Below are 22,283 nucleotides of genomic sequence, written 5' to 3'. Positions count from 1 at the left end.
GCCGCCACGCATCGTGTATCTAGATTTGCAGATTGGGGAGCAGTGCATGCAGAACGCGAACGACATCACCATCCGCCTGCTGATCGTCGATGACAGCGGCGAGAACGCCGAAGCCATCGTCAGCACCCTGCGCAACAGCGGCATCGCCGTGCGCCCATGGCGCCCGCAGGACTCGGCCGAGCTGTCGCAGGTGCTGGCCAGCCAGGCGATCGACCTGGTGCTGGCTGCGCCCTCGCAGAGCATTCCGCTGCCACTGGTGGCCCAGCACATCGCCGCCAGCGGCAAGGACATCCCGCTGGTGCTGCTGGCCGAACGCATCGACGAGGACGAACTGGTACAGGCCAGCAGCAACGGGGTTCGCGCCCTCGCCCTGCGCCAGCGCGCCGAACACCTGCTGGCGGTGGTCCGCGACCAGTGGGTCGACCTGCAGGCGCGCCGCGGCCTGCGCCGGATCGAAGCGCAGATGCGCGAGACCGAGCGTCGCTGCGACGCGCTGATCGCCTCTTCGCGCGAGCCGATTGCCTATGTCCACGAAGGCATGCATATCCGCGCAAACGACGCCTACCTGGAAATGTTCGGTTACGAGGATTTCGAGGAGGTCGAAGGCATCTCGTTGCTGGACATGGTTGCCGCCCAGCACGTGGATGATTTCAAGCAGCTGCTGAAGTCACTCAGCCGCGGCGAAGCACCGCCGCCGCAGTACCAGCTGGACGCCCGCCACCAGGACGGCAGCGCCTTCCCGGCGACGATGGAATTTACCGCAGCCACCTACGAGGGTGAATCCTGCCTGCAGGTGGTGTTCCGCCGGCGCATGGAATTCGACCCGGAGCTGGCGCGCGAGGTCGAGGACCTGCGCCAGCGCGACCAGGTCACCGGCCTGCTCAACCGCCCCACCTTCATGCTGCAGGTCGAGGACGCGGTTGCCCAGGCCGGGCGCAGCGAAGGCCAGTTCGGCCTGCTGATGGTCGAACCGGACCACTACGCGCGCCTGCTCCCGGATATCGGACTGGCCTCGGCCGACGCCCTGATCGGCGCCCTCGCCGCCCTGCTGGCCGACGTCGTTGGCGACGATGCGCAGCTGGCCCGTTTCGGCGAACACAGTTTCGCCGTACTGCAGTCCGGCCCCTATGCGCAGACCGTGGCACTGGCCGAGCGCATCCGCGAAGCCTACGCCGCACACGTCTTCAGCATCGGCGCGCGCTCGGCCACGGTGACCGTCAGCATTGGCGGGGTGCAGGTGGGCGAGAAGATCGCCAGCATCGGCCAGGTGCTGGCGCGCGCCAGCGAATGCACGCAGGCCGCAGCCGCCCTCGGCAATACCTGCCGCATCTTCGACCCGGCCGCTGTTGATCGCGTGGAGGAAGAGCGCGTGCAGCGCTGGGTCGCACGTATCCGCGAAGCCCTGGCAGGCGATGGCTTCCAGTTGCATTACCAGCCGGTGCTGAACCTTCAGGGCGAGTCGCTGGAGCTGTATGAAGCCTACCTGCGGCTGGAACACAACGGAGAACTGCTGAGCCCGACCGCCTTCCTCGGCATTGCCGAAGAACATGGCCTGCTGGCGGACATCAACTGCTGGGTCGTGTCGCAGGCAATCGCGGTGCTGGGCGCGCGTGCCCGCGAGGGTCATCCCACCCAGGTGCTGGTGAAGGTCACGCCGGAATCGTTCGATGATCCGAAGATGATCGCCACGCTGCGCCAGCAGCTGCAGGCGCACGGCGTGCCGGGCGAACGCCTGTGGCTGCATGCACCGGAATCGAAGGTGTTCACCCACCTGCGCAGTGCCCAGCAGTTCCTGGCGGAAGTGGCACCGCTCGGCTGCCGGATCGGCCTGGAGCAGTTCGGCTCGGGCCTGGACTCGTTCCAGCTGCTGGCCCACTTCCAGCCGCAGTTCCTCAAGCTTGATCGCGGCTTCACCAGCGACCTGGCCGCCACCCGCGAGAACATCGACCGGGTCAGCCAGATAACCGCACGCGCGCAGGAAGCGGGCATCCGCACCATCGCCGAATTCGTCAGCGACGCCAACTCGATGACACTGCTGTTCAGTGCCGGCGTGGACTACGTGCAGGGCGATTTCGTCGGCCCGGCAGCGCCGGCGATGAACTTCGAGTTCGGCTGACACCCCACCGGTAGCGCCGGGCCATGCCCGGCGGGTGGCCCGCAGACCGCTGCGCTCGCCGGGCATGGCCCGGCGCTACCCATGAAGAAGGCCGGCTTGCGCCGGCCTTTTCCGCTGATCAGGTCAGATCGACCAGGTTGTCGATCTTCACGTCCGGATTGACGTCGGCTTCGTAGTCGACGCCTTCGACACCGAAACCGAACAGGCGCAGGAAATCGGCCTTGTAGCCGGCCAGGTCACTGATCTCGTACAGGTTCTCGTTGGTCACCTGCGGCCACAGCGCCAGCACCTTGCCCTGCACGTCAGCGGCCATTTCCTTGTAGTCGGCGCGCAGGCGGCCTTCCTCATCGATCAGCGCAACGGTATGGCCATCGCCATCGACCAGGTCGTGGCGCAGGCGATCGACCGCCACGCCATCGGCCTTGGCGCCGTACAGGATGTCGTACAGCACGTCGAGCTGCTCGATGCAGCCTTCGTGGGTGCCCTTTTCCTTCATCACCTTGAACAGCAGCGACAGGTACAGCGGCATGGTCGGAATGGCCGAGCTGGCCTGGGTCACCACCGCCTTCAACACCGACACGCGCGCATCGCCGCCGATCCTGGCCAGCTTCTCGCGCAGCCCCAGCACCTTGTCGTCCAGATCCTTCTTGGCAGCACCGATGGAGCCGTTCCAGTAGATCGCCTGGGTGATCTCTTCGCCCACATAGGTGAAGGCCGTGGTGGTGCAGCCGTTGGCCAGCACGCCGGCATCGGCCAGCGCGTCGATCCACATCTGCCAGTCCTCGCCGCCCATCACCGCGACGGTGCCGGCGATTTCTTCCGGGGTGGCCGGCTGCAGGTGGGTTTCGGTCAGCACTTCCTTGTCGGTATCCAGGCCACGCAGGGTGATCGGCTCGCCGATCGGCTTCAGCGTGGAGCTGATGATCTCGCCCGTCTTGGGATGCTTGCGGCGCGGTGCAGCCAGGCTGTAGACCACCTGGTCGACCTGGCCGAGATCGGCCTTGATCATCTCGATGGTCTTGGCCTTCACCTCATCGGAGAACGCATCGCCGTTGATGCTCTTGGCATACAGACCCGCTTCGTCGGCGTACTTGTGGAACGCCGCCGAGTTGTACCAGCCCGCCGTGCCCGGCTTGGTTTCACTGCCCGGGCGCTCGAAGAAGATGCCCAGGGTTGCCGCGCCACTGCCGAAGGCGGCAGTGATGCGCGCGGCCAGGCCATAGCCGGTCGAGGCGCCGATCACCAGCACGCGCTTGGGGCCGTTCTGGATCGGCGGGCGCGCACGGATGTAGTCGATCTGCTGCTTGACGGCGGCGTCGCAGCCGGTCGGGTGGGTGGTGACGCAGATGAAGCCGCGGACGCGCGGTTTGATGACCATGAAGACCTCGGGTTGGCAGGTGCGGCGCGCGGGGCGCTCAGCAGGAATACGTGGCGCGCGCGTGCGCGCGAACCGCAGGATCGTAGTGCGCGGGGGAAGATTGCACAACCGACGGCGGCGTAGGGTGGGTTTCTTTTTGCAGGGTTGCACCCTGCACCCGCAGAGGCAACGTCAACGGCAGAAGCTGGGTTCCTGTGGGTTGGCGGGGTGGGTCCGGTTGAGGGGGACGCTGCAAGTACGTCCATGTAAGCTCGGTCGCCGCATCCATGCGGCTCACGCCCCCTCAACCGGACCCACCCCGCCTTCGACAGTTACCCGCGATCTGTTGGAACAGCGTCCGGCCCTGGTAGGTGTCGACCTTGGTCGACACGGATGAGTTCATTCGATATCTGACAGATGTGTGGACCAAGGTCGACGCCTACCAACAGCCGCAGGAATCTGTCGGGGGTGGGGCCATGTGGGTTGGCAGGACCGTTGGCGCCATGGATGGCGCCATCGAGCCCCCATGGACGGGTTTACGGCGTGTCCTGCCAACCCACATGGCCCCGCCCAGCCAGCAGAAAGCCAGCTCCGCTTTGGACGTTGACGTTGCTCCTGCCTCGGCGGGTGCAGGGCGCAGCCCTGCCAACAAAAAACCCCGCTTGCGCGGGGTTCTCTGTGTACTGCGTGCAGCAGATGCTTACGGACGGCGCGCCAGGGCCTCGACGTCCTTGGCCTTGGGCAGCAGGTCCTGCTTGGTCACGCGCAGCGCGCCGACCGTCAGCATCGGCACCGCCACCAGGATCGAGGACAGCACCACGATCACCGCACCGATCATGTGCGTCTCGGCCAGGCCTTCCATCGAGCTGCCGCCGTACAGGTACAGGGCCAGTGCGGACAGGAAGAACATCACCGCGGTGATCACCGTACGCGACAGCGTCTGGTTGATCGAACGGTTCAGCACTTCCATCGGCTCCACGCGCAGGCTGCGGAAGTTTTCGCGTACGCGGTCGAACACCACGATGATGTCGTTGATCGCAAAGCCCATCACCGACAGCAGGCCGGCCAGCACGGTCAGGTCGAACTCACGGCCCAGCAGCGACACGTAGGCCACCGTCACGATCAGGTCGAACATCGCCACGATGCTCGCGGTGACCGCGAACTTCCATTCGAAACGCACCGCGATGTAGATCAGGAAGCCGGCCAGCATGAAGATGGTGGCGTACAGGCCATTCATCGCCAGGTCCTTGCCGATCTGCGGGCCAACGAACTCGTTGCGCAGCACGGTGGCCTGGTTGTCAGCCGAAGAGACCGCCTTGACCACGGCCGCGGCAGTCGCCTTGTCCTCGGCCGAAGCGCCGCCGGTACCCGGAGCGTGCTCACCGTGCGGGGCCAGGCGGATCAGCAGGTCGGTGTTGCCACCGACGCTCTGTACCTGGGCGCCATCGAAGCCGTTCTGCTCAAGTTTGCTGCGGACGTCCTCGACATCCACCGCGTGTTCGAAGCGGGCTTCGATCAGGGTGCCGCCGGTGAAGTCCAGAGCGTAGTTGAAGCCCTTGAAGCCGATGATGCCGATCGAGGCCAGGAACACGATGATCGTGACGACCATCGCGACATGGCGCCAGCGCATGAAGTCGATCTTGGTATCGTTCGGGAGGATGTGCAGCGGAAACAGTTTCATGTGCGTGTCGTCCCGTCAGATGGCCACGTTCTGGAGCTTCTTGCGACGGCCGTAGATCAGCGTCGCCAGTGCACGCGATACGGTGATCGCGGTGAACATGGAAGCGAAAATACCGATGATCATGGTCAGCGCGAAGCCCTTCAGCGGACCGGTACCGAATGCGAACAGCGCCACACCGACGATCAGGCCGGTCAGGTTGGCGTCGAGGATGGTGCCCGACGCGCGCTCGTAACCGGTCACGATCGCGGTCTTGCCCGGCACGCCGGCACGCAGTTCTTCACGGATACGCTCGTTGATCAGCACGTTGGCGTCGACCGACAGACCGACCGACAAGGCCAGGCCGGCGAAGCCCGGCAAGGTCATGGTCGCGCCGAACAGCGACATCACCGCCACCACGATCAGCAGGTTGAACAGCATCGCGATCGAGGTGATCAGACCGAACATGCGGTAGTAGATGGTGAAGAACACCAGGGTGAACATGAACGCGTAGACCACCGCGGTGATGCCGTTCTTGACGTTCTCCGCGCCCAGGCTCGGGCCGACCACGCGCTCTTCGACGAAGTCCATCGGCGCAGCCAGCGAGCCCGACTTCAGCAGCTTGGCCAGGTCCTCGGCTTCCTTCTTCTGCAGACCGGTGGTCTGGAAGTTCTTGCCGAACACGCCGTTGATGTTGGCCACCGAGATGACTTCCTCGTTGACCTTGAAGCCACGCACTTCCTCACCGTCGACGACGGTCACGGTCGGCACGCGCTCGGTGTAGACCACCGCCATCGGCTTGTTCACGTTCGCGCTGGTGAAGTCGAACATGCGCTGGCCACCGACGTTGTTCAGCGTCACGCTGACTGCCGGGGTGCCGCTGGTGGAGTCGGTCACCGCCTGCGCGGCCACCATCTGGTCACCGGTGACGATCACGCGCTTGTTCAGCAGCACCGGGCCGCCGTTGTCACGGCGCTGGTAGACCTTCGCTTCCGGCGGAATGCGACCCGACGCGATGGCGTCCTGCGCGTTGCCTTCCACCACGGCCCGGTATTCCAGGGTGGCGGTGGCACCGATCATGCGCTTGGCTTCGGCCGTGTCCTGCACGCCCGGCAGCTGCACCACCACGCGATCAGCACCCTGGCGCTGGATGATCGGCTCGGACACGCCGAGCTGGTTCACGCGGTTGCGCAGGGTGTTGATGTTCTGCTCGATGGCGCCGTTGGCGATCTGCGTGATCTCCGCTTCCGGAATGGAGACCGTGATGCGGTTGCCACTGACGTCATAGCCGAGGGTCGGCTGCGCCTTGGCCAGCGCGGCGCGGGCTCGGGTACCGGCGTCTTCGCCGGCCGAGGGGCTCAGGTTGGCGACGATGGTGTTGTCGGCACGACGCTCGACCGACTGGTAGGCGATGCGCGCATCACGCAGGGTGCTGCGCACGTCCTCGGTGTAGGCGTCCAGGCGCTTGTCCAGCGCGGCTTTCTGGTCGACCTGCAGCACGAAGTGCACGCCGCCCTGCAGGTCCAGGCCCAGCACCATCGGGCGGCCGCCGAGCTTGGCCAGCCAGTCCGGCACGGTCGAGGCCAGGTTCAGGGCAACCGTGTAGTTCTCGCCCACGCTGTCACGCAGCGCATCGCTGGCGGCAGACTGCGACTTCAGGTCCGACAGGCGGACGATCAGGCTGTCCCCTTCCTTCTCTGCACCGATCGTGGTGACACCGGCCTTTTTCAGGTCGGCCAGCACACGGTCGCGCAGCGCATCGTCGATCTGCCCGCTACGGTTGGCGGTGATCTGGATGGCCGGGTCCTTCTGGTAGATGTTGGGCAGTGCGTACAGCGTGCTGAGCGCCAGTACGATCACGATGACGACGTACTTCCAGCGTGGAAATTCGAGCATTGCTTGGGTCCCGCGCGGCGCCATCCCCGGCGCCGCGGTTGTGCTTCAGAAAGGGAGTGGCTTACTTGGCCGAATCCAGGGTGCCGGTCGGCAGCACGCTGCCGACAGCGCCCTTCTGCACGCGGATGCGCACGTTCTCGGCCACTTCGACGGTGACGAAGTTGTCGCCGATATCGGTGACCTTGCCGGCGATGCCGCCGTTGGTCAGCACTTCGTCGCCGCGCTTGATCTTCTCCAGCATGGCCTTGTGCTCCTTCTGCCGCTTCATCTGCGGGCGGATCATCAGGAAGTACATGATGGCGATCAGGATGATCGGGAACAGCAGCGTGGTCAGGCCCATGCCCTGCGGTTGGCCGCCAGCGGCCTGGGCGTGGGCGGCGGGAATCAGGAAGGCAAGCAGGTTCATCGTTGGTCCTTTGGTTGGGCGGCGCTTCGGCCGTTTCACGGGCACGAGGTGTCGACCGCGGATCTGGGTCAGCCTTGAAGTATGCCACGGCCCCGGGCGTTCGTCCTTGGGCCGTTTGGCAGGGGGTGCTGCGGGTTTACAGGGGCGGCGCTACCGCCCCGCGTGCTGCGTAGAAGGACTCGCGGAAGGCCAGGAAGGTTCCCGCCTCGATGGCCGCGCGGATGTCGGCCATCAGTTTTTCGTAATAGAAGAGGTTGTGCTGGGTGCCCAGCATCGGCGCCAGCATCTCGTTGCAGCGGTCCAGATGGCGCAGGTACGAGCGGGTATAGCCGCCGGCACAGGCCACGCAGCCACAGCCCGGCTCGATCGGGTCCATGTCCCGCGCGTACTGCGAATTGCGGATGCGGACGGTGCCAAACGAGGTGAAATAGTGGCCGTTGCGCGCATTGCGGGTCGGCATCACGCAATCGAACATGTCCACGCCGCGGGCGACACCCTCGACCAGGTCTTCAGGGCGGCCAACGCCCATCAGGTAGCGCGGACGGTCGGCCGGCAGCTCCGGGTCCAGATGGTCGAGCATGGCGTTGCGCTCGTCTTCCGGCTCGCCCACGGCCAGGCCGCCAATGGCATAGCCGTCGAAGCCGATCCCCTGCAGGGCCTCGGCCGAACGGCTGCGCAGGTCGGTATGCACCCCGCCCTGGACAATGCCGAACAGGGCCGCATCGTTGCCCAGCTCGTCATGCGCGTTGCGGCTGCGCTGGGCCCAGCGCAGGCTCAGTTCCATCGACCGGCGGGCGACGTCCTCGGTGGCCGGGTACGGCGTGCACTCGTCGAAGATCATCACCACGTCCGAATCGAGCACCTTCTGGATCTTCATGCTCTCCTCCGGGCCCAGGAACACCCGGGCACCGTCGGTCGGCGAGGCGAAGGTCACGCCCTGCTCGGTGATCTTGCGGCGGTGGGCCAGCGAGAACACCTGGAAGCCGCCGGAGTCGGTCAGGATCGGGCCATCCCAGCGGCAGAAGCCATGCAGGCCGCCGTGGTCGGCGATGATGTCCAGGCCCGGCCGCAGGTACAGGTGGAAGGTGTTGCCGAGGATGATCTCGGCGCCCAGCGCACGCACCTGGTCCGGCAGGATCCCCTTGACCGAGCCATAGGTCCCCACCGGCATGAAGGCCGGCGTTTCCACCGTGCCACGCGGGAAGGTCAGGCGGCCACGGCGGGCGCGGCCATCACGGGTCTGGAGCTGGAACTGCAATCGGGACATGGAGCGGTCGTTCGGGCAAATAGTCGCCCATTGTCTCCCAAAACCGCCTTTCCTGCTCCGGTAGCGCCGGGCCATGCCCGGCGGATGACCCGCAACTGCGCCTCTCCGGGCATGGACCGGCGCTACCCACCTCAGCCCTACCCCGCCTGCGGGAACAGCAGCATCGCGTCGCCGTAGCTGAAGAAGCGGTAGCGCTGCTTGATCGCGTGCTGGTAGGCCTCGAACACGCGATCCTTGCCGGCAAACGCGGAGATCATCATCAGCAGCGTGCTTTCCGGCAGGTGGAAATTGGTCACCATCGCGTCGACGCTGCGGATCCGGTAGCCCGGGGTGATGAAGATCTGCGTTTCGCCCGCGAACGGCAGCAACTCCCCCTCACGCATCGCACTTTCCAGCGCACGCACCACGGTCGTGCCGACGCCGATCACCCGGCCACCGGCCGCACGCGTGCGTCGTACCTGCTGCACCAGCTCGGCACCGACGTTCAGCCACTCGCGGTGCATGACGTGGTCCTTCAGGTCATCGGCGCGTACCGGCTGGAAGGTGCCCGCGCCCACGTGCAGGGTGACGTGGCCGAAGTCCACGCCCTTCTCTTTCAGCGCGGCCAGCAGCGGCTCGTCGAAATGCAGGCCGGCGGTCGGTGCCGCCACGGCGCCCACTTCGCGCGCGAACACGGTCTGATAGCGCTCGCGGTCGTCCACACCGGGCTCGCGCTGGATGTAGGGCGGCAACGGCAAGCGGCCAGCATGCAGCAGCCACTGTTCCAGTGATTCCGGCACATGGAACTGCAGCACGTAGAACTCGCCGTCGCGGCCCATTACTTCAGCTTCGCCACCGGCATCCAGGGCGATGCGGCTGCCGGCCTTCGGCGACTTGCTGGCACCGACCTGGGCCCGCGCCTGCTGGCCGCCGAGCAGGCGTTCGATCAGGATCTCCACCCGGCCACCGCTGGCCTTCTGCCCGAACAGGCGCGCCGGAATCACCCGGGTGTCGTTGAACACCAGCAGGTCGCCCGGTTGCAGCAGAGATGGCAGGTCGCGCACCTGCAGGTCGGTGAAGGCAGCCGGCGCCGGCGGCACCAGCAGCAGGCGGCTCGCAGAGCGTTCGGCCAAGGGGGCCTGGGCGATCAGTTCGGCCGGCAGTTCGTAATGGAAATCGGACTTCTTCAAGGCAGTGGACGGCAACAGGTCGACAATGGCGCGCATTGTACGGCCAGCGTCTGCGAGCCGGCACGGGCGCACCCGAACGTCGCGCAAAATGCTGCTATGCAGCAGTCTTTTGCGGGGTTATCGCGCAAAAAAACAAGTGCTAGCATCGACGAGGAAGTCCGCTGCACGAGCCCGCCCCAAGCGCGCGTGAAGACGCGCGTTTTGCTTTTGAAGGCCCGTGCGACCCAACGTTTCAGGAGATCTGCAATGAGCTTCATCGAACGCCTCGCCCCCCTCCGCGCCCAGCCCGGCACCCGCCTCACCAACGGCCTGGATGACGCAACCCTGACCGCCCTCGCCGCCAACCACCCGCAGCTGGTCGCCGCGGTCGATGCCGCTGCTGCCGAATTCGCGCGCGTGCAGGCTGAGCTGGGGCCGCTGCTGGCACAGGATGAGCAGGCGCAGATCGATGCCATGCAGGACGGCTTCGTCAATTTCTACGCCGATGATGCGGTGACCCCGTACGTGGCGCTGGCCGCGCGCGGTCCGTGGGTGGTCACCCTGAAAGGCGCGGTGCTGTACGACGCGGGCGGCTACGGCATGCTGGGCTTCGGCCACACCCCGGACGCCGTCATGGAGGCGATGTCACGGCCGCAGGTGATGGCCAACATCATGACCCCCAGCCTGTCCCAGCAGCGCTTCATCACCGCCCTGCGGGCCGAGATCGGCCACCGTCGTGGCGGCTGCCCGTTCACGCGCTTCATGTGCCTGAATTCCGGCTCTGAAGCGGTTGGGCTGGCCGCACGCATCGCCGACGTCAACGCCAAGCTGCAGACCGACCCGGGTGCCCGCCATGCCGGTGCGGCAATCAAGCGCGTGGTCATCAAGGGCAGCTTCCACGGCCGCACCGACCGACCGGCGCTGTATTCCGATTCCAGCCGCAAGACCTACATGCAGCACCTGGCCAGCTACCGTGGCGAGGAGACGGTGATCACCGTCGCCCCGTACGACGAGGCCGGCCTGCGCAAGGTGTTCGAGGATGCCGCGCACAACAACTGGTTCATCGAAGCGGTGTTCCTGGAACCGGTGATGGGCGAAGGTGACCCGGGCCGCTCCGTGCCGCCGGCGTTCTATGCGCTGGCCCGCGAACTGACCCGCGCCCACGGCAGCCTGCTGCTGCTGGACTCGATCCAGGCCGGCCTGCGCGCCCACGGTGTTCTGTCGGTGGTCGACTATCCCGGCTTCGAAGGCCTGGACGCGCCGGACATGGAAACCTACTCCAAGGCACTGAACGCTGCGCAGTATCCGCTGTCGGTGCTGGCCGTGACCGAGCACGCCGCGCAGCTGTACCGCAAGGGCATCTACGGCAACACCATGACCAGCAATCCGCGTGCGCTGGACGTGGCCTGCGCCACCCTGGCCCAGTTGACCCCGCAGGTCCGCGCCAACATCGCCGAGCGCGGTGCCGAGGCCGTGCGCAAGCTGGAGCAGCTGAAGAACGAACTGGGCGGCCTGATCACCAAGGTGCAGGGCACCGGCCTGTTGTTCTCCTGCGAACTGGCCCCGCAGTTCAAGTGCTATGGCGCCAATTCCACCGAAGAATGGCTGCGCCAGCACGGCATCAACGTGATCCATGGTGGCGAGAACTCGCTGCGCTTCACCCCGCACTTCGGCATGGACAGCAGCGAGCTGGACCTGCTGGTAGGCATGGTGGGCCGTGCGCTGCGTGAAGGGCCGCGCCGCGAACAGGCGGCCGCTGCGTAATCCCAGACCCTCGTAGAGCCGGGCGCTGCCCGGCTGAAGGGCTGGCCGTGATCTGAACGAAATGCCGCCGGGCATGGCCCGGCGCTACAGAGAACAACGGCAAAGCCTCATAATTGCCCGGACACCCCGCCCTGCGACCGGCTTCACTGGTTGACCGCGGGGCGTTTTCGTTTCCGGCCAAGACAGGAAGATCCATGAAGTCGATCTGTGTGTACTGCGGTTCCAACGCTGGCAGCAAGCCGGTCTACACCGAACGCGCCATCGCGCTGGGCGATCGCATCGCCCGCGACGGCATGCGCCTGGTGTACGGCGGCGGCAATGTCGGTCTGATGGGTACCGTGGCCAATGCCGTGCTCGCCGCCGGCGGTGAGGTCACCGGCGTGATTCCGCGCCAGCTGGCCGACTGGGAAGTGGCCCATCGCGGCCTGACCGAACTGGAGATCGTCGGTTCGATGCATGAGCGCAAGTCGCGCATGTTCGATCTGTCCGATGGCTTCGTCGCCCTGCCCGGCGGCTTCGGCACCATGGAAGAGATCTTCGAGATGCTGACCTGGCGCCAGCTTGGCATCGGCAACAAGCCCTGCGCGTTCCTTGATGTGGACGGCTTCTATGCGCCGCTGATCGGCATGATCGATCGCATGGTGGAAGAGCGCTTCCTGCACCCCGAGCAGCGCCAGGACCTGTGGTACGGCTCGGACATCGAGGAGATGCTGGCCTGGATGAAGGACTACCAGCCGGCCCAGGCCTCGAAGTGGATCGACGAGAAGCGCCGCGCGGCGCTGCGTTGAAGACTACGTGCGCGGTGGCTCAGGCTGCCGCGCGCGTCCACGGTGCCGGCCGGCCCAGCAGGTAGCCCTGGCCGTAGTCGCAGCCGAGCTCGAACAGCGTGTCACGCTGCGCCTCGGTCTCGATGCCTTCGCCGATCGTCTCGATGCCCAGCGTGCGTGCCAGTGACAGCACGCCTTCGACCAGCGCGCGCGTGCTCTGTGCCTCTGGGCCGTGCAGGCCGGCAATGAAGCTCTGGTCGATCTTCAACGTGCTGATCGGGAAACGGTGCAGGTAGGACAGCGCCGAGAAACCCGTTCCGAAATCATCCAGCTGCACCTGGATGCCACGTTCACGCAGGCCCTTCAGGATGCGCAGCGTGTGTGGACCGTCGTCGAGCAGCGCGACCTCAGTGATCTCCAGGCGCAGCCGCCGCGGGTCCGCGTTGCTCGCCTCCAGCAGGCCATACAGGCGCCCGCTGAACTCGGCGGAGCGGAAATGCCGTGGCGACACGTTGACCGACACATAGCCACGCCCGCCGTCGGCAAGGCCGGCAATGACCTGCTCATAGATCAGCCAGTCGACCTGTTCGATCAGGCCACTTTCCTCGCCCAGTTCCAGGAACGCGCCCGGCAGCAGCAGTCCACGGCGCTCGTGCTTCCAGCGCAGCAGGGCCTCGTGGCCGACCACCTCGCCGTCGGAGAGGCGCACGATCGGCTGGTAGAACGGTACGAAATCACGGTTGTTGATCGCCCGCCGCAGGTCGGCCTCGAGATCCAGGCTGCGCAGCGCCTGCTCGCGCATCTCCTCATCGAAGATCGAGCAGCGGTCGTGGCCCTGGGCCTTGGCCCGGTACATCGCCGCATCGGCGTCGCGCAGCAGTTCCTCGCCGGTGCGATAGCGCGGGTTCCACAAGGCGATGCCCAGGCTGCCTGAGGGGAACAGCTCGCGACCGGCGATCCACATCGATTCCTGCAGCGCCAGCAACAGCCGCTGGCCGAAATCCAGTGCCTGCGCCAGCCCCTCCGGACAGTGCAGCAGCACGGCGAACTCATCACCGCCCAGGCGCGCCACCACATCATTGTCGCCGGCCATGGACACGATGCGCTTGGCTACTTCCACCAGCATGCGATCGCCGGCGGCGTGACCGATGCTGTCGTTGACCAGCTTGAAGCGGTCAAGGTCCAGGAACAGCACCGCGAACACCGGGCCACCTTCGCGCCGGGCCAGCGCCAGCGCATCCTGCAGCCTGTCCAGCAGGTGCAGGCGATTGGGCAGTCCGGTCAGCGCGTCGTGCATCGCCTGGTGGGTCAGTCGCTGCTCGGCGCGCAGGCGCTCGCCGATCTGGCCCAGCAGCTTTTCGTTCACCTCGCCCAGCTCGCGGGTGCGCTCCTCCACCCGCTTTTCCAGCTCGGCATGCGCCGAGCGCAGTCGTTGCTGGTCGCGCTGGCGCGCAAGACCGGTGCCGATGTTCTGCGCAACGAAGATCAGCAGGCGCTGGTCATGCACGCTGAAGGCGATCTGCTCGGTATAACTCTGCACCACGATCGCACCGACCACTTCGTCGTCGCGCAGCAACGGCACGCCGAGCCAGCACTGCGAACGTGCGCCGGATTCGCGCACCTCGCCGGTTTCCAGCAGCGCATCGATCTGCGCACGCGAGGCCAGCAGGGGCCGACGATGGCGGACCACATACTCGGTCAGGCCACGACTGAACGCGCGCGGTGCACGACTCGCGTTGTGCTCGTCGACCGAATAGACGAAATCCAGCCCATCGCCCTCGGCATTGACCAGCGCGATATAGAAATTGCGCGCATCCAGCAAGCGCCCGACCACGCCGTGCACCTGCCCGTAGAACTGCGCCAGGCTGTCGGCCGACATCGCCATTTCGGCGATGTTGTACAGCGCGGTCTGCAACTGCTCGGCGCGGCGGCGCTCGGCCACTTCATCCTGCAGGCTGAGATTGGCGCGCTGCAGCTCCTGCGTGCGCCGTTCCACCTGCTGCTCCAGCCGCACCTGCGCCTGGCGGCGGTCCATGGCGGTCTGCACGTGCTGGGCGACAAAACCCAGCAGGGCCCGTTCGGCCTCGCCGTAGCGGTCGGCATGCTCGTAGCTCTGCACCACGATCGCACCACACACCCGGCCATCGCGCAGCATCGGCACGCCCAGCCAGTCCAGGCTCTCCGGGCCGCGCTGCGGGTCGTGCTCCTGGTCTACCCGCGCCAGCAGTTCGCGCGAAGGCCCGCTCAACGGCCGGCCATGCCGCAGCAGCGCCACTGTCAGGCTGCGCGGCATCTGGTCGATGTCGTAGCCCTGCGCCGGATCGGCGACGAAGTCATCGACCTGGTCGGCGAAGTACAGGAAGCGGATCTGCCGGCGGGCATCGTCATACTCGACGATGTAGCAGTTCTGCGCGTACATCAGCGTGCCCAGCACGCCATGCACGTGGCGCAGCATCTCGCTCATTTCCAGGTCGGCACCGGCCAGGTCGGCAATCTGGAACAGGGCCTGCTGCAACCGCTCAGCTTCTTCCAGCGCCTTGATCTGCCCCGCCTGGCGGCCCCGCTGCAGGGCCAGCTCCATGGCCTGCCGGGCCAGCCCCCACCAGGCCGGGGAAGGCGTCGCGCCGCGTACCGACAGCAGCAGCCGGGCGCCGTCGTATTCCCAGCCGTGGCGGCCTTCGGCGTGGTCGGCCAGCGGCTGCCAGATGTCCTCCTCGCCACCGCCGATCGGCCAACCGCCCTGCCCGCTGCCGAGCTGCGGATCGTCCCAGCCGACGCGCACGATCGCCGTTTCCGGCAACAGCGCATGCAGCGCGCGCACCAGCGCTGCGCTCAGCACAGGCTCGTTGTTTGACGCTTCCAGCGCGCGGTCGGCTTCGGTGGACAAATGACGTTCTCTTGGCGCCGCCTGAGCGCCGCCTCCCCTGAATTACCGAGCATAACGCGCCACCCGGGGGGCAATGGAAGCCCGGCAACCCCGAAACGTGCCCTCGGGCGTTTTTCCTTTCGATCCCCTCCCGGTTCCTGCCGTGACTGTCGCCCTGTCCCACCCCATCGCTGGCTATGCGCCACCGCCTGCAGGGCTTACCCTGTACGGCGTGGATGCCAGCGCCCTGCCAACCGATGAAGCCTTGATGCTGGCCTGGGCCGCCGGTGAAGTGCACGCGTTCGAAAGCCTGTATGCCCGTCATCGCAAGCGCCTGTTCGGCTTCCTGCTGCGGCAGCTGCGCGACACCGCGCTGGCCGAGGAGATGTTCCAGGACGTCTGGCAGCGGGTGATCAGCGCGCGTGCAGGCTGGCAGGCCGATGCCGCCTTCAGCACCTGGCTGTTCCGCATCGCCCACAACCGCCTGAACGACCACTGGCGCGCCGCCCGCCATCGCCCCCCTGCACCGGCCGATGCCGATCTGCGCTTGGCCGCGCTGGAAGATGGGCAGACACCGGAAGCGGAATTGTCCGAATTCGAGCAACGTCGCCGCATCCAGCTGGCGATGGAAGAACTGCCCGCAGAACAGCGCGAAGTGCTGCAGCTGCGGCTGGAACAGGAACTGAGCCTGGAGGAGATCGGCCAGATCACCGGCGTTGGCCGGGAAACCGTGAAATCACGGCTGCGCTATGCGATGGACAAGCTGCGTGCGGGACTGAACGCATGAACCGAGACGATGCACTGACGCCGGAAGAACGCGAACTGGCACGCCTGCTTGGGCGCCGCACCGAACAGGGCCCTCCGCCGGCACTGGATGCGGCGATCCTCGCCGCTGCGCGTGCGGCCGTGGAGACGCCAGCACGCGAGGCGGTCCCAGCGCCGGTGGCACCGCGCACGCCGCGCCCGCGCCGCCGCTGGCCGGCCGTGTTCGGCGTGGCCGCATCGACGGTGTTCGCCGTTGGCATCGCCTGGCAGATGCGTCCAGAGCCGCCCTCGGCCCCTGCCGAGGCAGTTGCCACCGCGCCGGCTGCACAGGAAATGGCGGCCGATGCGAGCGCCGAAGGCATGGCCTACGACAGCGCGGCCGCCGATGTCGCTGCTACCGAAGCCGCACCGGTACCTGCACCGGCCCCAGCACCGACCCCAGCACCGGCACCTGCGGCGGCCAAGGCAGCACCGGCACCGGCACCGGCACCGACCATCGCGGAGGTGGTGAAACCCGCGCCTGCCGCACCCCGGCAGGCACCTGCTCCGATGATGGCGCCGGCACCGCCACCTGCGCCTGCAGCCGACACAGCGTTTGCGCCGCCTCCGATGCCAGCGGCAGCGCCCCCCGCGGCCGAAGCCTATTCGGCACCTGCGCCTGCGGCCCCTGCCGCGACGATGAGGGCGCGCAAGGCCACTGCGGCGGCGGCCGAATCAATGTCCTCCGCACAGGCCACGGCCGAAGACCGCGTCGCGCTCACCGCGGCCAAGCAGGACGCGGCCGGCAGAACCGCGCCTGGCGTCATGCGCCGCGCAAGCGACGCGAACCTCAGCGCGGACGCGGTACAGGCCGAAGTGCAGGCCGATGCCCGGCTGCCACGCCGGCAATGGCTGCAGAAGATCCGCGAGCGCCGCGACGCCGGCCAGCGCGACCTGGCCCGGGCGAGCCTGGAGCGTTATCTGCAGACCTATCCAGAGGCGCGCCTGCCAAAGGATGTGCGACCGTTGCTGGACGACTGAGGCACGTCGGCGGCAAGCCCGTAGAATGAAGGGAATGCCCGACACCCTCGCCCAACCGGTCAACCACACCCTGGACGTCAAGCACAGCCGCTTCATCGCGCATGCCGCGCCGATCGAGAGCGCGTCTGCGGCGATGGCATTTCTGCAGGACGTATCGGTAGCCGATGCGACCCACAACTGCTGGGCCTACCGGCACGGCCAGGACTATCGCTCCAGCGATGACGGCGAGCCCGCCGGCACCGCAGGCCGCCCGATCCTGGCCGCCATCGATGGCCAGGGATTCGACCGGGTGATGGTGGTGGTCACCCGCTGGTTCGGCGGCATCAAGCTGGGCGCCGGTGGCCTGGTCCGGGCTTACGGCGGCGCCGCTGCCGAATGCCTGCGCACCGCGCCGCGCCTGCCACTGGTGGCGATGGCGCGGCTGCAGCTGGTGGCTGGATTCGAGGACCTGGGCGCGCTGCATGCGGCCCTGCCGGCCCACGCGGCCGAAAAGCGCGATGAACAGTTCGATGCCAATGGCGTGAGATTGCGGGTGGAATTGCCCGCAGACCAGGTCGACGCATTGAAAATCCGCCTGCGCGACGCCACCCGTGATCGTATCCGTATCCAAGATGCCCCCCTCGATGACTGACAAGGACGCACCGGCGACCGACCCGGCCTCCCCGCCGCTGCGCCGCCTCGGCAGCCTGCGCACACTGTGGCCGTTCGTGCGCCGCCACAGCGGATTGTTCAGCGCCTGGCTGCTGGCCCTGGCCGTTTCTTCAGCGGCGACCCTGAGCCTGCCGCCGGCGGTGAAGCAGATGATCGACCACGGCTTCAGCAGCGGGGGCCAGATCAACCGTGCCTTTGCATTGCTGATGCTGGTCGCTGTGGTGCTGGCGTTGGCGACGGCGGCGCGCTTCTACTTTGTTTCGCTACTCGGCGAGAAGGTCGTGGCGGATCTGCGCAGCCGGCTGTACGCGCACCTGATCCAGCTCGGCGCCGGCTTCCACGACCGCAGCCGCAGCGGCGAGCTGGTTTCGCGCCTGACCGCCGACAGCGAACTGCTGCGCAGCGTGGTCGGCTCGACCATGTCCGTGGCGCTGCGCAGCAGTGTCACCGTGGTCGGCAGCCTGGCGATGCTGTTCGTCACCAGTCCGCGGCTGGCCGCCTGGTCGCTGCTCGGCATCCCGCTGGCAGTGCTGCCGATCATCATCGGCGCGCGCAAGCTGCGTACCATCGCGCGCAGCAGCCAGGACCGCATTGCCGATGCCAACAGCCTGGCCAGCGAAACGCTGGGCGCGGTGCGCACCGTGCAAGCGCATGCGCGCGAGCCCTATGAACGCGGCCGATTCGACCATGCGCTGGGCGATGCGATCCGTGCCGCGCGCCGGCGCATCGGCGCGCAGTCGCTGGTGACCGCCAGCGCCATCCTGCTGGTGTTCGGTGCGATTGTCGGGGTGTTGTGGCTGGGCGCGCACGACGTCATCGACGGGCGGCTCAGCGCCGGTACGTTGGGCCAGTTCGTGCTGTACGCACTGATCGGTGGTGGTTCGGTCGGTGCGCTGGCCGAAGTGTGGAACGAACTGCAGCGCGCATCCGGCGGCATGGGCCGCATCGGCGAGCTGCTGCAGGAAGACATCGAGATCCGTGCGCCGGACAAGCCGCGTGCGCTGCCACAGCCGCTGCGTGGCGAGATCCATTTCGACGACGTGGTGTTCAACTACCCGCAGCGACCGGACCAGGCCGCGCTGGACCATTTCAACCTGCACGTGCGGCCGGGTGAAACCGTCGCCTTGGTCGGCCCGTCAGGCGCCGGCAAGAGCACGGTGCTGTCGATGCTGCTGCGCTTCCACGATCCGGCAAGCGGCCGCATCTGCGTGGACGGCATCGATGTGCGTGAGGTCGATCCGGCCGAGCTTCGCGCGCAGCTGGCGCTGGTGCCGCAGCAGCCGACATTGTTCGCCTCCAGCGCACGCGACAACATCCGCTATGGTCGGCTGGAGGCCAGTGACGCCGAGGTGGAGGACGCAGCCCGTGCCGCCGAGGCCGACGCCTTCCTGCGTGCGCTGCCAGAGGGCTACGACAGCGAACTGGGCGAGCGCGGTGCCCGCCTGTCCGGTGGCCAGCAGCAGCGCGTGGCGATCGCCCGTGCCTTGCTGAAGGACGCACCGATCCTGCTGCTCGACGAAGCCACCAGCGCGCTGGATGCACAGAGCGAACATGGCGTGCAGCAGGCGCTGGAACGCTTGATGGCGGGGCGCACCACGGTGGTCATCGCCCATCGGCTGGCGACCGTGCTGAAGGCCGACCGCATCGTGGTGATGGACCATGGCCGTATCGTGGCCGAAGGCACGCATACGCAGCTGCTGGCTGAAGGCGGCCTGTATGCGGAGCTTGCACGCCTGCAGTTCATCGATTGATGACGGCCGGCTAACACCGGCCGGATCACTCTGGCGGCGTAGCGAAGAACCACTGAAGGAGGCCAGGCATGTCGTTCCGTCAGTTCCCTGCTGTCGACAGCAATGGCGAAAGCCACATCATCATCGAGTTCAAGCCCGAGGCCAGCGGCAGTGGGCATGGCTCCGAAGCGACGCCGCGTTATGAGCTTGATGACGGGCGCCAGCTGGTACGCAACGGCCGCGAGTTCACCACCAGCGGCGGCGAGGTCAGGTTGTCGATCTAGCGATCCACCGCAGAGCCGGGCATGCCCCGGCTCTACTGCTGTTCCGGACAGAAAAAAGGTTGGTCATTTTTTGACCAACCATCTTGACAGCATTGCACGCCAAGGCCTGCCGCCGGTTATCCACATGTTTGCGCAGAAGCCATCCACACGCCCTGTGGATGAATGGCGTTACGCCAGTACCCGGCCGATCCCGCTGGCATCCACTTCGGCCGCGGCTGCCGCGATAGCCCCTGGCTCACTCCCGGCCACGAAACCGATGCGGAAATGCACTTCGCCGGCAGGCGTGCGCGAGGAGTGGATAGAGGCGAGGCTGATGCCATGCTGCTCGAACACGTTCAGCAGCTCACGCAACGAACCGGCGCGGTCTTCAGGCAGATGCACCGACAGTGCATTGCGCTCCGTCAGGTCGGCCAGCAGATAGCCGACGCGCTCGAAGGTGTAGTTGCCCGCAGCCAGGGCCTGATCGCCGAAGGCACTCCTGTTGGCCTCCAGCAGGTGATCGCGGAACGCGCCCCGCGCAGCGTCGTCGCCCTGCCCCACCTGTACCTGCAGCGTCTGCAGCTGGCCGATCAGGCGTTGCAGCATCGGCGCCACATAGGGATTGCCGAACTGGATGTCTTCGTAGATCGCCGGATTCAACGACAGGATGCGCGAGATGATCGCCGTATCCAGTTCGAACGAGGCCGATCGATACGGCAGCATCGCCGCCAGCGTGCCCAGCTGCGGCTGGTACTCGCGCAGCACACCTGCCTGGGCCAAGTGGGTCGCATGCACCATCGCCTGCACCAGCGCCATCATCTGGTCATGGTGCTGCGGGGTGGCGCGTACGCATTCGGCCTGCAGTGCCAGGCACAACGCGTCGACCCAGGGACGCCAATGCAGCAGCCTGGCCTCGCAGACCACCATCACCCGGCCCTTCAGGGTCGGCGCCTTGGGCGGCGCCGTCATCGGATGCAGGCCCACCACTTCGGCGCACGAGGCCAGCATCGCCTGCACCGGCGCTTCCTTCACCGAGGTCACATCCAGCCACAAGCGTTCCTGCTCGCGGCCCGCCGACAGGCGCGCGTACTCGGCGATCAACGTGGACGTGTGCCGGATCGGTGCGGAGAACACCAACACGTCGGCCTGTTCCAGCAACTGCTCCGGCGCATGCGAACCCGGATCGGCCGGATCGTGGCCGATCACACGCACCTGCATGTGCTGTTCGAAGAACCGGGTCAGCCAGCGTCCATAGGCGCCGGCACTGCCGACGATGCCGACCGTGCGCGGCGTGCGTTCGTGCAGATCGCTCATGCCAGCCGTTCGGCGCGGAAGCGCATGCCGTCGGCCAGTGCCGCCGGTGCGGCCGCGATCACGTCGAACTCTTCGAAGCCGTGGGCCAGGGTCGCCTCCAGCGCCGCATGGGTGCCGGCGATGGCCCGCGAGATGGCCATCTGCATCGGCTCACCACGCAACAGGAAGGACACCATCAGCGACATCAGCACATCGCCGGTGCCTGCCACATCCACCGGCAGCAGCGGCGAGGTCCAGCGCCAGGTTTCCTCGCGCCCCACAGCCAGCGTCACCAGCTCGCCCGGATTGCCGCCGACGCTGTGTGCCAGCACCCACTGCGGCCCCCGTGCCAGCAGCGCGCGCGAAGCAGCAATGGCATCGGCTTCGGCCAGCGCCGGCATGCCGGTCAGGCGACCGAGTTCGAAGGCATTCGGGGTAACCAGCCATGCATGCGGCAGCAGGCGCTCAGCGAAGATCGCTTCCAGTCCCGGCTCCACGTAGGGGCCAGTGTGGGTATCGCCGATCACCGGGTCCAGGCAGTAGCGCAGCTGCGGACATGCCGGCAGGATCTCGTCCAGCCAATCAGCAAAGGCCGCACCGTTGGCAGCGCTGCCGAAGTAACCGGAGACCAGCATCTTCGCCCGCTGCGGAAGACCCCGTTCATGCGTGCCGAGCAGCAGATCGGCGAACCAGTCGCTGGGCAGCACACGGCCACGGGTGGTCTCGTAGAACGGCGCATTGCTCAGCAGCGTGGTCGGGATCGAGGCCACGCGCACGCCGAGCGCACGCATCGGGGGCAGCGCGGCGCTGTTGCCGGCATGGCCGTAGACCAGTTGTGATTGGACCGAAATGACATCGATCGGCGAAGGGCCGTCGGGCCGCTGGCGGCGGCCGTGGACCAGGTGGTTGTCGAGGGATTCGCTCATGCCCGCATTCTACGCCCAAGGGGGTTTTCGGCAGGGGTGCGCCCTGCACCTGCAGAGGCAACAGCCACAGCCAAAGCCGAGGCAACAGCAACAGCCGGCTCTGGCTTTTCTCTGGTTTGGCGGGGCGGCATGAGGCTGCAGGACACGCCGTAAACCCATCCATGGGGGCTCGATGGCGCCATCCATGGCGCCAACGGTCCTGCAGCCCCATACCGCCCCGCCCTCGACAGTTTCCCGGTGACGGATGGTGATGGAGCCACGACATGCGTGGATGAATCTCCATCGGAATCGAATATTTCGAATTCGAATCGAAGAGCATCCACGACGTGTCGACCTAGGTCGACACTCACTAACAGCAAGTCATGCCATCCCGACAGATTGCGGAGATCTG

Annotated in this window: 17 protein-coding genes; 8 read left to right on the top strand and 9 right to left on the bottom strand. The window is 66.8% G+C overall.

What is annotated here, in order from left to right:
• Positions 1-46: 46 nt before the first annotated feature.
• Positions 47-2,116, top strand: a complete 2,070-nt coding sequence (locus CLM74_RS09110) for an EAL domain-containing protein (RefSeq protein ID WP_059063907.1) — start codon at positions 47-49, stop codon at positions 2,114-2,116.
• Between the two features lie 118 nt (positions 2,117-2,234).
• On the opposite strand, the gene fabV is transcribed toward CLM74_RS09110, so the two are convergent.
• The 6 genes from fabV to queA all read right to left on the bottom strand — a co-directional run bounded on the left by fabV (position 2,235) and on the right by queA (position 9,904).
• The gene (gene fabV, locus CLM74_RS09105) at positions 2,235-3,494 is read right to left on the bottom strand and encodes an enoyl-ACP reductase FabV (RefSeq protein WP_025875119.1); all 1,260 of its coding nucleotides are present in this window, start codon (positions 3,492-3,494) and stop codon (positions 2,235-2,237) included.
• Between the two features lie 679 nt (positions 3,495-4,173).
• Positions 4,174-5,154 (bottom strand): protein translocase subunit SecF, encoded by a 981-nt coding sequence (gene secF, locus CLM74_RS09100; RefSeq protein WP_025875120.1) that lies wholly within the window; start codon positions 5,152-5,154, stop codon positions 4,174-4,176.
• Positions 5,155-5,169: 15 nt separating this feature from the next.
• Positions 5,170-7,026, bottom strand: coding sequence for a protein translocase subunit SecD (gene secD, locus CLM74_RS09095; RefSeq protein ID WP_199776085.1), 1,857 nt, complete (start codon positions 7,024-7,026; stop codon positions 5,170-5,172).
• Positions 7,027-7,087: 61 nt separating this feature from the next.
• Entirely contained in the window at positions 7,088-7,432 is a 345-nt protein-coding gene (yajC, locus tag CLM74_RS09090; protein WP_025875124.1) for a preprotein translocase subunit YajC, read from the bottom strand.
• Positions 7,433-7,568: 136 nt separating this feature from the next.
• Positions 7,569-8,699 carry a tRNA guanosine(34) transglycosylase Tgt gene (gene tgt / locus CLM74_RS09085; RefSeq protein WP_025875126.1) on the bottom strand — a complete coding sequence of 377 codons (1,131 nt, stop codon included), beginning with the start codon at positions 8,697-8,699 and terminating at the stop codon, positions 7,569-7,571.
• A gap of 137 nt (positions 8,700-8,836) precedes the next feature.
• Positions 8,837-9,904 carry a tRNA preQ1(34) S-adenosylmethionine ribosyltransferase-isomerase QueA gene (queA, locus tag CLM74_RS09080; protein WP_105163882.1) on the bottom strand — a complete coding sequence of 356 codons (1,068 nt, stop codon included), beginning with the start codon at positions 9,902-9,904 and terminating at the stop codon, positions 8,837-8,839.
• A 210-nt stretch (positions 9,905-10,114) separates the two neighbouring features.
• On the opposite strand from queA, the gene CLM74_RS09075 reads away from it, so the two are divergent.
• On the top strand, positions 10,115-11,611 hold the full coding sequence (locus tag CLM74_RS09075) for an aminotransferase class III-fold pyridoxal phosphate-dependent enzyme (RefSeq protein WP_105163881.1): 1,497 nt from the start codon (positions 10,115-10,117) through the stop codon (positions 11,609-11,611).
• Between the two features lie 194 nt (positions 11,612-11,805).
• Positions 11,806-12,399: a TIGR00730 family Rossman fold protein gene (locus CLM74_RS09070; RefSeq protein ID WP_032977621.1), complete on the top strand. Its 594-nt coding sequence runs from the start codon at positions 11,806-11,808 to the stop codon at positions 12,397-12,399.
• A 19-nt stretch (positions 12,400-12,418) separates the two neighbouring features.
• On the opposite strand, the gene CLM74_RS09065 is transcribed toward CLM74_RS09070, so the two are convergent.
• Complete coding sequence (locus CLM74_RS09065; protein WP_032977624.1) at positions 12,419-15,265, bottom strand: EAL domain-containing protein; 2,847 nt, start codon at positions 15,263-15,265, stop codon at positions 12,419-12,421.
• Between the two features lie 247 nt (positions 15,266-15,512).
• Here CLM74_RS09065 and CLM74_RS09060 point away from each other — a divergent pair, with 247 nt between their 5' ends.
• The 5 genes from CLM74_RS09060 to CLM74_RS09040 all read left to right on the top strand — a co-directional run bounded on the left by CLM74_RS09060 (position 15,513) and on the right by CLM74_RS09040 (position 19,694).
• Positions 15,513-16,031 carry an RNA polymerase sigma factor gene (locus CLM74_RS09060; RefSeq protein ID WP_229291374.1) on the top strand — a complete coding sequence of 173 codons (519 nt, stop codon included), beginning with the start codon at positions 15,513-15,515 and terminating at the stop codon, positions 16,029-16,031.
• On the top strand, positions 16,028-17,029 hold the full coding sequence (locus CLM74_RS09055) for a hypothetical protein (RefSeq protein WP_105163880.1): 1,002 nt from the start codon (positions 16,028-16,030) through the stop codon (positions 17,027-17,029). Before CLM74_RS09060 ends, CLM74_RS09055 begins: the two co-directional genes overlap by 4 nt.
• A 34-nt stretch (positions 17,030-17,063) precedes the next feature.
• On the top strand, positions 17,064-17,660 hold the full coding sequence (locus tag CLM74_RS09050; protein ID WP_105163879.1) for a YigZ family protein: 597 nt from the start codon (positions 17,064-17,066) through the stop codon (positions 17,658-17,660).
• A complete protein-coding gene (locus CLM74_RS09045) occupies positions 17,653-19,431 on the top strand; it encodes an ABC transporter transmembrane domain-containing protein (RefSeq protein WP_105163878.1) in 1,779 nt (592 codons plus the stop codon). Before CLM74_RS09050 ends, CLM74_RS09045 begins: the two co-directional genes overlap by 8 nt.
• Positions 19,432-19,499: 68 nt before the next feature.
• Positions 19,500-19,694 carry a hypothetical protein gene (locus CLM74_RS09040; protein WP_025875144.1) on the top strand — a complete coding sequence of 65 codons (195 nt, stop codon included), beginning with the start codon at positions 19,500-19,502 and terminating at the stop codon, positions 19,692-19,694.
• Positions 19,695-19,862: 168 nt separating this feature from the next.
• Here the strand turns inward: CLM74_RS09040 and CLM74_RS09035 are convergent, their stop codons facing one another.
• Complete coding sequence (locus CLM74_RS09035) at positions 19,863-20,987, bottom strand: prephenate dehydrogenase (RefSeq protein WP_025875146.1); 1,125 nt, start codon at positions 20,985-20,987, stop codon at positions 19,863-19,865.
• Positions 20,984-21,892 carry a pyridoxal kinase gene (gene pdxY / locus CLM74_RS09030; RefSeq protein ID WP_059063846.1) on the bottom strand — a complete coding sequence of 303 codons (909 nt, stop codon included), beginning with the start codon at positions 21,890-21,892 and terminating at the stop codon, positions 20,984-20,986. Before pdxY ends, CLM74_RS09035 begins: the two co-directional genes overlap by 4 nt.
• Positions 21,893-22,283: the final 391 nt, after the last annotated feature.

The organism is Stenotrophomonas sp. MYb57 (assembly GCF_002966815.1).
Lineage (GTDB): Bacteria > Pseudomonadota > Gammaproteobacteria > Xanthomonadales > Xanthomonadaceae > Stenotrophomonas > Stenotrophomonas indicatrix.
The sequence above is the reverse complement of the archived record's forward strand: the minus strand, read 5'-3'. Positions and strand labels throughout refer to the sequence as shown.